This window comes from Nitrosomonas eutropha (assembly GCF_900116685.1).
Classification (GTDB): domain Bacteria; phylum Pseudomonadota; class Gammaproteobacteria; order Burkholderiales; family Nitrosomonadaceae; genus Nitrosomonas; species Nitrosomonas eutropha_A.
On sequence record NZ_FPBL01000002.1, the window covers coordinates 19598 to 34446 of the forward strand.

Annotated in this window: 13 protein-coding genes; 6 read left to right on the top strand and 7 right to left on the bottom strand. The window is 44.0% G+C overall.

Annotated features, from left to right (window positions below):
- Positions 1-164: 164 nt before the first annotated feature.
- Genes purE through BM331_RS02780 form a run of 3 tightly spaced genes read left to right on the top strand, consistent with a single transcriptional unit; the run spans position 165 to position 2704 of the window.
- Positions 165-662 carry a 5-(carboxyamino)imidazole ribonucleotide mutase gene (purE, locus tag BM331_RS02770; RefSeq protein WP_218154538.1) on the top strand — a complete coding sequence of 166 codons (498 nt, stop codon included), beginning with the start codon at positions 165-167 and terminating at the stop codon, positions 660-662.
- On the top strand, positions 653-1783 hold the full coding sequence (locus tag BM331_RS02775) for a 5-(carboxyamino)imidazole ribonucleotide synthase (RefSeq protein ID WP_083414664.1): 1131 nt from the start codon (positions 653-655) through the stop codon (positions 1781-1783). Before purE ends, BM331_RS02775 begins: the two co-directional genes overlap by 10 nt.
- A gap of 33 nt (positions 1784-1816) precedes the next feature.
- Positions 1817-2704, top strand: a complete 888-nt coding sequence (locus tag BM331_RS02780) for a phosphoribosylaminoimidazolesuccinocarboxamide synthase (protein ID WP_074926874.1) — start codon at positions 1817-1819, stop codon at positions 2702-2704.
- 15 nt (positions 2705-2719) lie between these two features.
- Here BM331_RS02780 and BM331_RS02785 read toward each other — a convergent pair whose 3' ends face one another.
- The 3 genes from BM331_RS02785 to BM331_RS12125 form a co-directional block, all read right to left on the bottom strand.
- A complete protein-coding gene (locus tag BM331_RS02785) occupies positions 2720-4243 on the bottom strand; it encodes a sensor domain-containing phosphodiesterase (RefSeq protein ID WP_074926875.1) in 1524 nt (507 codons plus the stop codon).
- A gap of 43 nt (positions 4244-4286) precedes the next feature.
- Positions 4287-5318, bottom strand: a complete 1032-nt coding sequence (locus BM331_RS02790; protein ID WP_074926876.1) for a hypothetical protein — start codon at positions 5316-5318, stop codon at positions 4287-4289.
- 330 nt (positions 5319-5648) lie between these two features.
- Positions 5649-5954 (bottom strand): transposase, encoded by a 306-nt coding sequence (locus BM331_RS12125; protein ID WP_074926878.1) that lies wholly within the window; start codon positions 5952-5954, stop codon positions 5649-5651.
- Positions 5955-6430: 476 nt separating this feature from the next.
- Between BM331_RS12125 and BM331_RS02800 the strand changes: the two genes are divergently transcribed.
- The 3 genes from BM331_RS02800 to BM331_RS02810 all read left to right on the top strand — a co-directional run bounded on the left by BM331_RS02800 (position 6431) and on the right by BM331_RS02810 (position 8247).
- Positions 6431-6631, top strand: a complete 201-nt coding sequence (locus BM331_RS02800) for a (2Fe-2S)-binding protein (RefSeq protein WP_074926880.1) — start codon at positions 6431-6433, stop codon at positions 6629-6631.
- Between the two features lie 53 nt (positions 6632-6684).
- Positions 6685-7149, top strand: a complete 465-nt coding sequence (bfr, locus tag BM331_RS02805) for a bacterioferritin (RefSeq protein ID WP_074926883.1) — start codon at positions 6685-6687, stop codon at positions 7147-7149.
- A gap of 282 nt (positions 7150-7431) precedes the next feature.
- Entirely contained in the window at positions 7432-8247 is an 816-nt protein-coding gene (locus tag BM331_RS02810) for a tetratricopeptide repeat protein (RefSeq protein ID WP_074926885.1), read from the top strand.
- 5 nt (positions 8248-8252) lie between these two features.
- On the opposite strand, the gene BM331_RS02815 is transcribed toward BM331_RS02810, so the two are convergent.
- The 4 genes from BM331_RS02815 to BM331_RS02830 all read right to left on the bottom strand — a co-directional run bounded on the left by BM331_RS02815 (position 8253) and on the right by BM331_RS02830 (position 14822).
- A complete protein-coding gene (locus BM331_RS02815) occupies positions 8253-9632 on the bottom strand; it encodes an NAD(P)(+) transhydrogenase (Re/Si-specific) subunit beta (protein WP_074926887.1) in 1380 nt (459 codons plus the stop codon).
- Entirely contained in the window at positions 9633-9941 is a 309-nt protein-coding gene (locus BM331_RS02820; RefSeq protein WP_011634267.1) for an NAD(P) transhydrogenase subunit alpha part 2, read from the bottom strand.
- Between the two features lie 56 nt (positions 9942-9997).
- Positions 9998-11125, bottom strand: a complete 1128-nt coding sequence (locus tag BM331_RS02825) for a Re/Si-specific NAD(P)(+) transhydrogenase subunit alpha (RefSeq protein ID WP_074926890.1) — start codon at positions 11123-11125, stop codon at positions 9998-10000.
- Between the two features lie 145 nt (positions 11126-11270).
- Positions 11271-14822, bottom strand: coding sequence for an FAD-dependent oxidoreductase (locus tag BM331_RS02830; protein ID WP_074926892.1), 3552 nt, complete (start codon positions 14820-14822; stop codon positions 11271-11273).
- Positions 14823-14849 lie beyond the last annotated feature (27 nt).

The following is a 14849-nucleotide window of genomic DNA, read 5'->3' on the forward strand; positions in this document are numbered from 1 at the left end:
GGGCCAGTAAAACTGCTGAATCCACCCTGCTGGGATTACTCCAGCAAATTGGGATTTGCTCTTAAAACTTGCAAGCTGATGAACTATTCTAGTTTATTATTACCACTTTCACCATGCTTAGGTATATTTCGAGTTATTCCGGATTTTTGTAAAAGGTCTTTCAAGTGGATCGTCCAGCAGTCAGTGTTGTAATGGGCAGCAGCAGCGATTGGCATATCATGCAGCATGCTGCAAATATTTTGAAGAAATTCTGTATCCCGCATGAAACCATAATTGTCTCAGCGCACCGCACACCCGACAGGATGTTCGACTACGCTGAAGCGGCGCATGAACGTGGAATCAAATGTATTATTGCCGGAGCAGGTGGTGCGGCACATCTGCCAGGGATGATTGCTGCCAAGACCACACTGCCTGTTCTTGGCGTTCCGGTTACTTCAAAGCACTTACAGGGCATTGATTCACTCCTGTCCATCGTACAAATGCCCAAAGGGGTGCCGGTTGCCACTTTCGCTATTGGCGAGGCCGGTGCGGTGAATGCTGCGCTGTTTGCCGTTGCCATGCTGGCTGGGGAGGATACCCTGTTGGCCGAGAAACTTGATCAGTTTCGCAAGGATCAGGCAGCTTCTGTTGCCGCAATGACTCTCCCTGAATCATGTATATAAGACCAGGCACCATGCTAGGCATGTTGGGTGGCGGACAACTGGGAAGAATGTTCACCATGGCAGCACAGCAAATGGGTTACCGGGTAACTGTACTTGATCCGGCCGCAGAAAGTCCTGCCGCAAACATTGCTGAACGCCATCTGCAAGCAGATTATCTGGATTATCGGGCACTGGATGAATTAGGATCAACATGTGCCGCAGTCACCATCGAATTTGAAAATGTCCCCGCTCAGGCACTACACTATCTGGCGCAACGCTGTATAGTCAGCCCTGATGCCAAAAGTGTCTCAATCGCACAAGACCGTATCCTTGAGAAACAATTTCTTATAGAAAATGGTTTTCCAGTTGTGCCTTTCGTCGCTATCCGTAGCGAAAAGGATATATCCCGGAAAATTGATGCATCCTTACTCCCCGGTATACTCAAAATCAGTCAGTTTGGTTATGACGGTAAAGGACAAATACAAATTGAAAACGCGAGTATTTTGCTTGAACGATTTGCTGATTTGGGAAGCAGGCCCTGCGTACTGGAAAAGCGATTACCGCTTGCCCATGAAATTTCCGTTATTCTTGCTCGTGATAATCGCAATCAGATTACTTTCTTTCCCGTTCCGGAAAACAGGCACGTAAAAGGTATTCTTGATACAAGTATTGTACCAGCCGGGTTATCTGACAAGATCATTGAAGAAGCTTGTGAAATTGCGAGGCGAGTGGCTATAAGGCTGAATTATATTGGTGTTCTGTGTGTGGAATTTTTTGTTCTGAATAATGATCAGGTTCTGGTCAATGAAATTGCACCACGTCCGCACAACAGCGGACATTATTCGCTTGATGCCTGTATCACCTCACAATTTGAGCAACAGGTTCGCGTATTGTGTGGGCTTCCACACGGCAGCACAAAACAGGTACAGGCTGCTGTAATGATTAATATACTCGGAGACCTGTGGCAAAATGATGAACCTGCCTGGAATCAGATATTACGTCACTCACAAGCCAAACTGCATTTGTACGGTAAACGTGAAGCAAAACCGGGTAGAAAAATGGGGCATTTCACTGTACTGGCAAACTCAACTGAAGAGGCTTTTCTGCAAGCTCAGCATATCAGGCATGATTTCCAACCCTAATACAACACACCAGGAATAAGCTCCCCATCAACCATGACAACTGCGACGCTGCTTGAAACCAATATAACAAGCCTCCCCCTGCTACACCGGGGAAAAGTACGGGATATTTATGTGGTAGATGAAAACAACCTGCTGATTATACAAACAGATCGCATTTCTGCTTTTGATGTAATATTACCGACCCCGATTCCAGGAAAAGGTAAGATCCTGACAAAAATTTCCCGTTTCTGGTTCGAGAGACTAGCTCATATTATTCCCAACCACCTTACCGACATACCACCCGAATCCGTTATTCTGCCTGGAGAACGAGATCAGGTTACAGACCGCGCTTTTATTGTCAAAAAATTGAAGCCACTCCCTATCGAGGCAATCGTACGCGGTTATATTTCTGGCTCTGGTTGGAGAGATTATCAGCACAGCGGTACCATTTGTGGCATTACTCTGCCTGAGGGATTGCGAGAGGCTGATAGAATTCCTGGTGGCGCAATTTTTACGCCATCAACTAAAGCGCAAGCAGGATCACATGATGAGAATATTTCATATACCTCTTGCGAACAAATATTGGGAGCACCGCTTGCTTCAGTTGTCAGCAAATATGCAATTGCACTTTACAGCGCTGCAGCTGACTATGCGTTGACGCGAAATATTATTATTGCTGATACCAAGTTTGAATTTGGCCTGGATGATAACAATCAGATTTACCTGATCGATGAAGCACTAACACCGGACTCCTCTCGTTTCTGGCCTACTGAAGGCTATCAGCCTGGTAAAACCCCATCTAGTTATGATAAACAGTTTATTCGCGACTGGCTGGAACAAACTGGCTGGAACAAAACCCCACCTGCTCCTGCTATTCCAGCTGAAATTCTCACGAAAACAGTAGAAAAATATCAGGAAGCATATCAAGTATTGGTGCAGTAATAACATACTTGCAACTCATGGTAAGTTAATAGTGGAGCGACTTATGGTTTCAATCGGGTGTGGCCGTCCGACAGCAAATCCCTGAGCATAATCGATCCCAATTTCTGCGAGTTTTTCCAGAATAGCTTGTGTTTCTACCAGCTCTCCTATTGTCTCGATCTTTAGAGCACGCGCAAATTTGTTGATATTCTCAATTTTTTTCAGATCTTCTGCATTGCGTAAAATGTTACAAACTATGCTGCCATCTATCTTCAAAAAATCTGCTCTGATGTACTTCAATAAATCAAATGATGTACGGTCATGATTGAAGCTACATAATGAAACCAGGCACCCTAATTGCTGCATTTTCTTTACAAACAGTACTGTATTTTGCAAATTGGCTATAACATCAAATGTTTCTATTTCAAAACATAATTTATCAGGCGATACCTTGGCACTCTTCAGGAGATCTTGAACGTGATCAACAAACGCCGGATCTTTAAGTGTGCTACCGGATAAATTTATACAAAATGAAATTTCAGTGCCAATATTCTTTTTTGAAAGGTATTGGATAATTTTCTTCACGACCCATCTGTCCAGACGCGGCATCAGGTTATGTTTTTCGACAAGCGGGAGAAACGCGCCCGGAGGAATAAGACTAGATTCTTCCTCTGCCATACGAATAAGGATTTCGTAGTAGATTGCAGCATCCTGACCAGGTTTAACCGGCAGTATTTTCTGACAAAAAAGACGGAACTCCTCTTGCTCAATAGCCAGGATAATACGGCTGGATGAATCTGTAGGTGCTCGTGCCGGTTGATATGTCGTGTCTCCGCCTGAATACTGGGTAAGCTTTCTTTTCCGCAATTGCTCATTTTCAGATACAGATTTTTCTTTAAGATTCTCCAGAGACAGCTCGTCTTTCTTCATGAACCGAGGTGTATAAAGAGTATAAAACCCGATTACCTTTCCGCCAGAATCGAAATGCGGTATTAAATGAGCGGTAACTAAACAGATAGATTGATTTGGAAGTTGCTGAATTTGTTGATTTTGCACCGTATCGCCAGATAATACACGTCCGATTTCATGCTTGATATGGGTATAAAATGATCCATTGAGAAACTCATGCAAAAATCGATTTTCTATTTGTTCGGATCTTAATCCAAACCATTGACGAAAAGCCCGGTTGTGATAGCGGCATTGCTGCTCTGAATTAAAGTAAGCCAGCATGACTGGGAAGTTTTCATCTACAATTTGTAGCTTGGCTTTATTCTCCGAAGAAGTTTTTTCAGCCCAGATTCGATATTTTATTTCATTGGCAAGACGTTCTTTTTGAGCAGCCAACTGTGCAAATTGTGTTGAAAATATTTTTTCAGTATGCACAATCTGGATAATTGTAATTAGTATTGTTGTTACCAGAATTACCCATAACCCTGTAATGACATGTGGTTCAATAGAGAGCATGGAACGATCCAGCGCGATCAACAAACCGGCAACAACCATTGTTATAGCTGTCGGTAGAAAAGGTTTAATCGTATTGATTTTTGAGTAGCTATACATAGCTGTGAGGGCAATCTGGTTAAAAAATCTTGTTTCCCTAAAACTAACTATAAGATCCAAACGGACGTACAGCAGCCCAAAATTTCCAAAGGCTACCAGGTATTAACGTGAAGTTTCTGGTTGAATGTTCGCTGATAACTGTAAGCTTTAACTGAGTTATTTGCTTTTTCCTCAATGCCTGAAGTAATGGAGCGAACCAGCCCTGCTCAATTTTCGTCAATTCATTTCTCCAATTGAATGCATCTCTGTAGTTAGCGTACTTCTGGAGATTATCCAGAAATACCAATTGTCCACCTGAGTCATCAGAGTATCTTAGTAACTCGCCTGCATCTTCCGGCAAATCATGACACGTAACTTTTGCCATTTTTGCCAGAGCAGAAGCAAGAATGTGATTGCTCCAAATTCTGGTATAGGGCGCATGCACTTTCTGTGGCATAACGCCTCCTCCCCACACCCATACGCTATTGACTACCAGATCTCCTTGAGCTTCTCTTATTTGATTTAACGGATGATCATATAAAAGCATTTGTATTTCATTGATTTTGCTGTTCCAGATCGAACTATCATTACCATGGGGTAGAAGATTATTTATATTTTGACCAACCGCTTCGCTCAAGAGAAACGTTTGTAGCTCAGGTGTTTCACTACACCGTAGATACCAGCGGTCAGAATGAAGGGGTAGCAGGGTTAAACCATCATCTAAAATTAGCTCATTAATACTATCGGTAAATGAAATTGCTTCCTTTAGAGAAATATTCAAAATGTGATTGTCGCCCAAAAGTATATGGTTGTTTTTAATCCGGAGATGAACCGGGTCAACACGTAACCAATAATCATCTCTAAATTTGGCGCACCCTCCATCCAACTGCAGAACTATGGGAGCAACGGGCCAATCATGCTGTTTTTGCACATTAAAAACCTCGCATAGCCAGGATTCTACGGTGCGCCCTGGATCTTCAGTACGGAGGCTTTTTGCAAGCATTGTTTCTAGTGCCGGCAATTCCAGGTGACGGTAAATATCTGCTTGCGAATTATCTGGCCAGAATAAGGCGGGAATACATAAATGTAGATTCATACAAAATTGGAAATAAATATAAAAGCATCATTGAAGCTATGCTCGCTGAGCAAAAGCAATTCATTGATGAAAAATCATAAAAACCACATCGCCCTATGTTATTTACTGTTCACACACCCCTGACAATACAGCTTTATTACCCCGTTACAGAGTAATTAACATTTTTACACAAATATATAAAAGATCTCTGCATACCCATGAAATTTTGCAGGAGAGCGAGGAAAGAAATTTAGCTGAAGTAGTTTTTGCTGATTGATTCAGGGGAGAAGGGAAGTTTTCCTCATTTTTCAGGGGATTCCCTCTTTTATGCTGCAACAGGACAGATTTTTCTTACTGATGGATCATTAATAAAAAATTTCTTGGCGGTTTTTTCAGATTCATGCCAATATAGATGATTTGGGTGTCGATTTTTATCGTGCTGAAGTAGCTAGCATACTTTATTCTGGATAAACGTTTAGCAGTGCCAAAACACCATTCAACGATATTTAGCACTTTTTGCTGATGCGTTTGTTTGTTTGCCAGCTTCTGCCAGGCGGAAAGTAGTTTGTTCTTGTAAGCCCGGACAACCAGGTGGTTACGGAAACGACACAAGCTCGTTTCATCAGGAACAGCATCTGCCAGGGCACAGAAATACATAAAATCAATTCACACACAACACCTTCCCCAGCGTTGTAGCCGACAAACGATGCCATTGGCTCAGCAGAATTGCTTTGAGCATCATCAGGTATCAAATAGTTCTTATCCGCTACCGCGCGATTAATCCCATTTATATAAACCACCTAAACCTGACCTTGGCTGTTTCCAGTCAACCAACCTATCAATCTTCACTAATACGCTATCTTGCTTCAAACGGCGTGCCAGCTTGATCGATTCAAAACTTATTTGCATTTTGCAAACTTCGGTCAGATATTTATATCCCTCCATTTTAAGGATTCTTTGACCAATAGGAACAATTCTGCAGGGAGGCTTTAAAAACTACCAGTTGCAAAATTTTCAAAGATGAATATAATTTTAAGAACTATTCTCATTATTGATTAGGATTATTGCAACAACTGTAATCAATTGAGTATACCCCGTGTTTTCTGAAAATTATTCGACAAAAGTTATCTTTCATGTATATTTGTGTATGTAAGGGAGTAACTGAACGCGACATTCACGAGGCCGTAAAACAAGGTGCCGTAAGAATGCGTGATCTAAGGAGCTGCTTGGGCGTTACCGGTCAATGTGGTATTTGTGCTTGCCATGCCAAGATAACCTTGGATAAGGTATTGAACCAGGAGCTTTCTCAACAAACTGCTGCAAGACCCTCCTGAAGTCTTTCTGACTTACTGAAGCTTGCAGGCTGATCATCCGGAGAAAGAAAATTATGAAAGGTAATGCCGATATAATTCGCTGGCTAAATCGTCAGCTACAGCTCGAATTGACTGCTATCAATCAATATTTTCTTCATGCTCGCATGTATAAGAACTGGGGATTTAATAAACTCGGTGAGCATGAATACCACGAATCTATCGAAGAAATGAAGCATGCGGATCAATTAATTGAGCGCATTCTTTTTCTTGAGGGCTTGCCTAATCTACAAGAACTTGGGAAATTGATGATAGGTGAAAATGCACAAGAATGTATAGCTTGTGACCTCGAGCTGGAACGTGCAGGCCGGGAAACTCTCATAAGTGCGATAGCTGCTTGTGAAACAGCACAGGATTTTGTCTCACGTGAAATTTTTAAAGAGATTCTTGAGGATACAGAAGAGCACATTGACTGGCTGGAAACACAGCAAGACGTAATTCAAAATATCGGTCTCCAGAACTGGCTGCAGAGCCAGATTTAATAGCTTGTCATCTGATCTGCCGTCAAATATGCATCTGCAGGGCTATTTTATAACTGAAAACAACACAAGGCATCAGGGAGTCGGAAGCAGCACACTTCCCTTTTGTCTGCATCAGAATAAGAATATGGCTGGATCTAATCATAACCAGTTAGATTCAGCCAGTGCTGCTTCTGTATGCAATCGTCTGCATATCGTCTATTACTGATCGAAATTAGAAATGTGCTGATAGAATACAAGTCTAGCTTGCTATTTTATTAATATCTGTATTTCTAACTTAGTATTATGACTATTAATTGTACTCAGTGTGGTAGTAGCCGGACGCATAAATCCCGTTTCAGGCCAGGTGAACGTACTCCTTCAAACTTACTACTATCTCCCTATCGCTGTCGCGACTGCAAGGCACGTTTCTGGGGCCGAAATAGTGATGCTTATTTTGTGGCTGCAACAAGTGTCGGTAGTGTATTTCTGCTAGGAACATTAATCTGGATTGGATTTTCTACTGACGAGTCCATAAGAAACAACCTGCAATCTCAATCACAAGCGGCTTCTGCAGAATTGCTTCGAAGCCCTCCTCAATCCCCATTAGTTATTGTATCAACGAAACCAACGCTATCTGAGGCAATTGCGCGCGGAGAGAAAATCAATCTTGAATCGATCAGAAACGAAGAATCCCATTCTGTACCAAACCCCAGCGACAATCGATTTTACACGATTAGCCTTTTCCTTGAAAAGGCCAGAAAAGGCAGTGCTGACGCCCAATATCAACTAGGTTTACTATACCTGACTGGTAAAGGAACACTTCAAGATTTCTCTGAAGCTTCAAAATGGTTCATCTTGGCTGCCGAACAAAATCATCCTCTTGCGCAGTATGAACTCGGTCTGCTTTACCAAATTGGCCAAGGCGTGGAAATGGATAGCGAAAAAAGTTATGTATGGTTCAATCTGGCTGCTGCAGCTGGTGTAGAACAGGCGGCATTGGCACGCGATAAAGCCATGCGTTCACTCAGTAGAGTACAACTTACATCAGCACAAAAAACAGCCCGAGAGTGGCTGAATTCCAGAAATAAATCTGAAAAACAGCTATCCGGGCTAGAGTAATAATATTAAAGTGCTTTAACCATATCTTCCACGACTTTCTTGGCATCACCAAATACCATCATGGTCTTATCCATATAAAAAAGATCATTGTCCAAACCCGCATAGCCAGCAGCCATACTGCGTTTGACAACCATTACTGTACGCGCCTTATATGCTTCCAAGATTGGCATCCCGTAAATGGGGCTTCCTGGAATATTTGCTGCCGGATTGACCACGTCGTTTGCACCTAACACCAGTACAACATCAGTATTCGGAAAATCACTGTTGATCTCTTCCATTTCCTGAACCATCTCATAGGGAATCTCAGCCTCTGCAAGCAGTACATTCATATGGCCAGGCATACGACCTGCGACAGGATGAATGGCGAAGCGAATATTGATTCCTTTTTTATGCAGTGCCAATGCTAATTCTTTAACAGCATGCTGAGCACGTGCCACAGCTAGCCCATATCCGGGAATGATGATAACACTGTCTGAATTCCCCAACAAAAATGCAGCATCATCTGCACTACCGCTACGGTAGGTTTTCTGTGCCCCATCACTAGCACCCTGGCTTCCTCCATCACTACCAAAACCACCAAGAATCACAGAAAGAAATGGTCGATTCATGGCCTTACACATAATGTAAGAGAGAATCGCACCAGAGCTACCTACCAGAGATCCAGCGATAATCAACATCGGGTTCCCAAGCGAAAAACCAATTCCTGCTGCTGCCCATCCCGAATATGAGTTCAACATAGAAATCACAACCGGCATGTCTGCACCGCCGATTGGGATAATAATGAGAAAACCCAACAGGAAGGCAATCGCTGTCATTGTAGAAAATGCAGTCCAGTTCGTTGTTTCACTAAAGAAAAACCATAAACCAAAACCGACCATGACAATTGCCAGCAGCAGATTAACCATATGCTGACCGCTAAAGGTAATTGGCGCACCACTCATACGTCCGGATAGTTTAAGGAAAGCAATAACGGATCCGGACCATGTCATGGCACCGATGAAAGTCCCCAGAAAAAGCTCAAGCTTATTACCAGCAGGTAATATTTCCGGTAAACCAAATGAAACTGGATTGTTGACAGCCGCAATTGCAATAAATACTGCAGCAAGCCCAACAAGCGAATGCATGAATGCAATGAGTTCAGGCATTGCGGTCATCTGAATACGTTGTGCCACGATTGAACCGATGATTGCACCCACAGCAATACAGCTTAAAATCAATACCCAGTTCCCGGTAATGGTTAGAGTTGTACTAACAGCAATACCCATCCCTAACATGCCAAGCAGATTGCCACGACGTGCAGCAGTGGGTGAACTTAATCCCTTGAGTGAAAGAATAAAAAATACAGCCGCTACCAGATAGGCCAGCGCGATGAAGTTAACAGACATTTAGGCTTGTCCTTTTTTATCTTTTTTCTTAAACATTTCCAGCATACGCTGGGTAACGAGAAATCCACCAAACACATTGATGGATGCGAGGACCACGGCTGCAGCCCCTAACCATGCTCCCCAGTCCGCTTCAGCCGAGCCCGCTGCCAACATTGCTCCGACCAGAATGATACTGGAAATTGCATTTGTTACTGACATCAGGGGGGTATGAAGAGCAGGTGTCACATTCCACACCACATGGTAGCCAACAAAAACTGCCAGGACAAATACTGTCAGGTTAATGATCGTTGGATCAATTTCTCCAATCATGTGTTTTCCTCATAGAGATTCATAAATTTTATGTGTAAACAATACAACTGGCTTACTTATGATTTACCTATAATTTCTCCAGCCGTACAGATCAGGCTTCCTTTGATAATCTCATCTTCACGATCTATTTTAAGCTCGCCAGTCTGTGCATCCAGTATTAGATTCAGGAAATTCAACAGATTACGTGCATATAACGCACTGGCGTCAGTTGCCACCAATCCCGGGAGATTTGCTACGCCAATCAAATGCACGCCGTGTTTAACCACAGTTTTGCCAAGCTCTGATAACGGACAATTTCCACCTGCTTCAACGGCCATATCCACTATTACCGAACCGGGTTTCATTGCCTTGACTGTTTCTTCGCTAATCAGGACAGGAGCTGGGCGACCCGGAATCAAAGCAGTTGTAATGATAATATCTGCTGCAGCGGCACGCTCATGAATCAGATTGCTCTGTCGACGCTTGTAATCCTCCGACATTTCGGCTGCGTATCCGCCAGCAGTTTCTGCTTTAGCTTTTTCCTCATCCGTCAGTGGAACTTCCACAAACTTAGCTCCTAGGCTTTCTACCTGCTCTTTGACTGCTGGCCTCACATCAAATGCTTCAATCACTGCACCCAGGCGTTTGGCTGTTGCAATAGCCTGCAACCCTGCTACACCAGCTCCCAGAATCAACATACGTGCGGCTTTAACCGTACCGGCTGCCGTCATCAGCATGGGAAAAAATCTCTGGTATATATTAGCAGCCAGAATAACCGCTTTGTAACCACCAATATTTGCCTGAGAAGACAGCACATCCATACTTTGAGCCCGCGATATACGAGGCAGTTTTTCCATCGCAAATGCAGTGACACCATGCCGAGCTACCATCTCGATTTCTTCTGCAAGATGAGGTGCAAGCAAACCAATCAGTACCGCATCTTTTTTCATATGAACCAGTTCACTGGCTTCAGGACCCCGAACCTTCAGTATGATCTGGGATTGCTCATATAGCTGCGAAGCACCAGAGACGATAACGGCGCCTGCTTCCTGGTATGCGGAATCAGGAATGCTGGCGCTTATGCCCGCTCCTGCCTGCACCAGAACAGTATGCAGCCCCTTGGCAATCAATTTCTTGACGGTTTCTGGCGTAGCCGCCACGCGCGTTTCTCCTGCACGCGTTTCGGCAGGTATGCCTATGTGCATGGATATTCTCCCTTGTTATTTTGTTCATTAATCAAAAATTATCGTACTGATTACCACAGCAAAATCCATCACATTCATTCAGTTTAACGTCAAATTATAAATCAATTTAGAGCAAATTGATCTTGGCAGCATTCATGATATCTGACTAAGATACATGATTATTACTGCGTTGCAGACAATGTCCGATCCAGCGACTTGTCAGTTTTTCCTGAACACTATTTTGGCGTAAACGTGAAGCCAATCCACCGAAATCAACCAGATCCAATGGTTGATCTTGATTAAAACAGGAAAAAACGTATGAAATCTCGCCTGTCTCTGGATTCTTTTGAGGTTGTAGGCATTGCGCACAGATCTCCTTCATCATGCACTGCATCGGAGAATTAATTGAACCCACTGCAAAATGCTCGGTTTTAAGATAAGGTGCCAGTTGTTGATGCCGTGCAGCAGCTACTGCCGCCATCATGCGATCGGAACCGATTGCTATAATACGGTCGGCAATCTGCATGGAAATCGGTGTATGACCTAGCTCACCATTGGCATAAGCAACCATTGCCTGCACAATATTACCCACATAACTCAAATCACCTGGACGAGAAGGTTGGAATCCTGGTGATTCGTCACTGCACCAGACAATGGTGTCGGCTGCCGCTTCTATTTCTGCCACTTTATAGCGATCAGCCAATTTTTTGTAGCCTGCAAAATACAATACTTTACAACCGGCTGCTCTCGCAGTAGCACCAATCGAGAACAATACCGCATTACCCAGCCCGCCACCAACTAATATAACGGTTTCATTGGGTTCAATTTCTGTTGGAGTTCCGGTTGGCCCCATCAGAATAACCGGCTCCCCCGGTTGAAGTAATGAACATAAATTTGCTGATCCTCCCATTTCAAGGGCAATCAACGATACCAAACCTTTAGAGGTATCAACTGAAGCGCCCGTAAGGGCAATGCCTTCCATGGCCAAACAGGTTTGCTCAGGAACTCTTGCAAATGAAGCATAATTCTGAAAACGATAAAACTGTCCGGGGTGAAAATGGCGAGCAGCTAAAGGCGCGTGAACAACGACCTCTATGATATTCGGTGTCAGACGCTCCACTTTATGCACGGTAGCGCGTAACTGATCTCCAATCCCAATGAAAAACTGAGGAGTGGTTTGTGCTGATGCGGGGTTAATCTGAGCAAGCACCCGGCTAACCACTGGATACCCTTGTTTGGCACTTGCCATTGCCTTGACCACATTGCCAGAATAGGATGGGTGCAAGTCACCAAAGAAGCTAATGAAACGTCCGTCACTGGAGTGGCTCAACAATACTGCGGGTACTTCGGGCTTGGGATTACCCCTGCTGATATCTACAGGCTGACCCTGTTCATCACAGGAAGCAAAATAGCGTCCATTCAGTTTGAAATACTGCGCGTCTTCACGTGCCAGAACAGTATTCGGCTGGGTTCCAGCCGCTACCAATATTGTTCGGGCAGGTTGAACTACTTCCCTCGCTTTATACCAATTACCCTCCTCATCCACTGCTTGAACAGCAAAACAGATAGATTGAATATGCTCCCATTGATCAATATCAATCCTCAATGGAGTCAGGCCTTCAGCAAAATAGATGCCCTCCTCCAACGCTTTCTCCACTTCTTCATGATTCAAAGTATAGGAAGGGCTATCGATCAATCGTTTTCGATAAGCAACCATGGCGCCCCCCCAGGATTGCAGCAATGCCGCAACACGAGGTTCACGGTTTTCCTGCACTGCCTGAGCTTTCTCATTGCGGATAGCCCGTGCGTGACGCATAAATTCTTCAGCAATTTCGCGTTCTTCAGTGTCCCAGCCAGCCCGTATTACAGCTTCTCCTTGTATCACTGCCAATATTTCATAGCGCTTCAGAAATTTCTCTACCTGAACCGGATAATAGGCCAGTGCTTCTGTTGCAGCATCAATTGCTGTCAATCCGCCTCCTATTACGACTACTGGCAAGCGTAACTGCATATTGGCAATAGAATCACTCTGAGCAGCTCCCGTTAGCTGAAGCGCCATCAGGAAGTCAGATGCGGCTCGCACGCCTCGAGCTAATCCGTTGGGTATATTCAGAATAGTTGGGCGACCGGCGCCTGCTGCCAGTGCGATATGATCAAATCCCAGCTGCCATACGTCATCAACAGTCAGTGTACCCCCAAAGCGCACACCACCGAAAAGAGCAAATTCTGAGCGACGTTCCAGCAATAAACGGATCAATTTAAGGAAATTCTTATCCCAGCGTACTGTAATGCCATATTCAGCCACGCCACCAAATCCGGCTGGCAATCGTTCATTCAGATCTTCGCTTAACTGCTTGACATCATAAATCGGCATAAAAGAACTACGCTCGCCTTTTATATCTATTCCAGAGATGTTGGCTGATAAAGGCTCTATTTTTAATCCATCCACACCCACTACGGTATGTCCATCATTCATAAGATGATGTGACAATGTGTAGCCTGCCGGTCCTATACCAACCACCAGCACTTTCTTGTCCGTTGCCGCTTTGGGATAGGGTCTGTGCAAATCAAGTGGATTCCAGCGCGTTAGTAAGCTGTAAATCTCGAATCCCCAAGGTAATTCGAGTACATCCTTAAGTGTACGTGTTTCAGCTTGGGGAATATTGACGGGATCCTGTTTCTGATAAATGCATGATTTCATGCAATCATTACAAATACGGTGCCCGGTTCCTGCACACATCGGATTATCCAGCACGATCATGGCTAAACTGCCAATCGCAACTCCCTGAGTTTTAAGCTTGTGAAATTCTGAAATACGTTCTTCCAGCGGACAGCCGGCAAGTAACACTCCCAGATCATTTCTTTTAAAGGCTTTTACTTCTGGTGTTTCTTTTGATTTTTGCAGAAATCCTTTTGAACAGGAATCCTTGCCCTGTTCGTGACACCAGATACAGTAGTTCGCTTCATCCAGTGCACCTGACAGATCGGTTCCCTGATCTGTCAATGAGAAGCCTTCCCGATACCGGATATGATCAAGACGATGTGTTATATAGCCATTACGCTCATCACTCTCCAGTGACAACAGATGCCTCGGATCCAGTTTGCGTGGGGATTTGAATAAAATACCCTGATGGGTGTGCACCTGCCCTTCAGATGTGCGCAGCGCCCAGGCGGCATAATGCAGCGCAAGCTCAAGCTGCACCGAATAATTTGCTTCATCCGTCATCCAGTGAGCAACATGAGATGCAAAAATAAGCTCCGAAAAAGGCTGGCCAAATTCTTCTGCCAGTTTCCATTCCAGCTCCAGGCCATTCAGTGTTTGCAATATCTCATCACTCACCTTGGTTTTGGCGCGCCGCTGTACAAACTGACGTTTACAAAAATAAAGAGGGGCCAGTTCATGATGTCGTGCAGCTAAGGTATTAACCTCACTTTTAATGCCAAACAATATTGCAATAAAGTCTTCCAACCAGGGGGCCACTTCAATCAGTAAGGCGGATTCATCCTTGGGCGGCAGTTGTCCTGGATGCTTCCGAGCCTGAATCAGTCGATCACATAATCCGGGATCACCTTCTCCAAGAAAACTCAGGAATATCTGATCCAGTTTAACCAGGCCAGCACGTTCGTACAGTTCCGGAAAAGACATGCCAAATTCAAGAACAAGCCTGGTATCAGGTACCATTGAGGAATAGTTGTGCATTGATTGAGAATCAATCATATATTTTAGTCAAATATCCAGGATATT

Coding starts and splice junctions, on each gene's coding strand:
- BM331_RS02775 (WP_083414664.1), top strand. CDS start 653: ATGTATATAAGACCAGGCACCATGCTAGGCATGTTGGGTGGCGGACAA.
- BM331_RS02780 (WP_074926874.1), top strand. CDS start 1,817: ATGACAACTGCGACGCTGCTTGAAACCAATATAACAAGCCTCCCCCTG.
- BM331_RS02785 (WP_074926875.1), bottom strand. CDS start 4,243: ATGTATAGCTACTCAAAAATCAATACGATTAAACCTTTTCTACCGACA.
- BM331_RS02790 (WP_074926876.1), bottom strand. CDS start 5,318: ATGAATCTACATTTATGTATTCCCGCCTTATTCTGGCCAGATAATTCG.
- BM331_RS12125 (WP_074926878.1), bottom strand. CDS start 5,954: ATGTATTTCTGTGCCCTGGCAGATGCTGTTCCTGATGAAACGAGCTTG.
- BM331_RS02800 (WP_074926880.1), top strand. CDS start 6,431: ATGTATATTTGTGTATGTAAGGGAGTAACTGAACGCGACATTCACGAG.
- bfr (WP_074926883.1), top strand. CDS start 6,685: ATGAAAGGTAATGCCGATATAATTCGCTGGCTAAATCGTCAGCTACAG.
- BM331_RS02810 (WP_074926885.1), top strand. CDS start 7,432: ATGACTATTAATTGTACTCAGTGTGGTAGTAGCCGGACGCATAAATCC.
- BM331_RS02815 (WP_074926887.1), bottom strand. CDS start 9,632: ATGTCTGTTAACTTCATCGCGCTGGCCTATCTGGTAGCGGCTGTATTT.
- BM331_RS02820 (WP_011634267.1), bottom strand. CDS start 9,941: ATGATTGGAGAAATTGATCCAACGATCATTAACCTGACAGTATTTGTC.
- BM331_RS02825 (WP_074926890.1), bottom strand. CDS start 11,125: ATGCACATAGGCATACCTGCCGAAACGCGTGCAGGAGAAACGCGCGTG.
- BM331_RS02830 (WP_074926892.1), bottom strand. CDS start 14,822: ATGATTGATTCTCAATCAATGCACAACTATTCCTCAATGGTACCTGAT.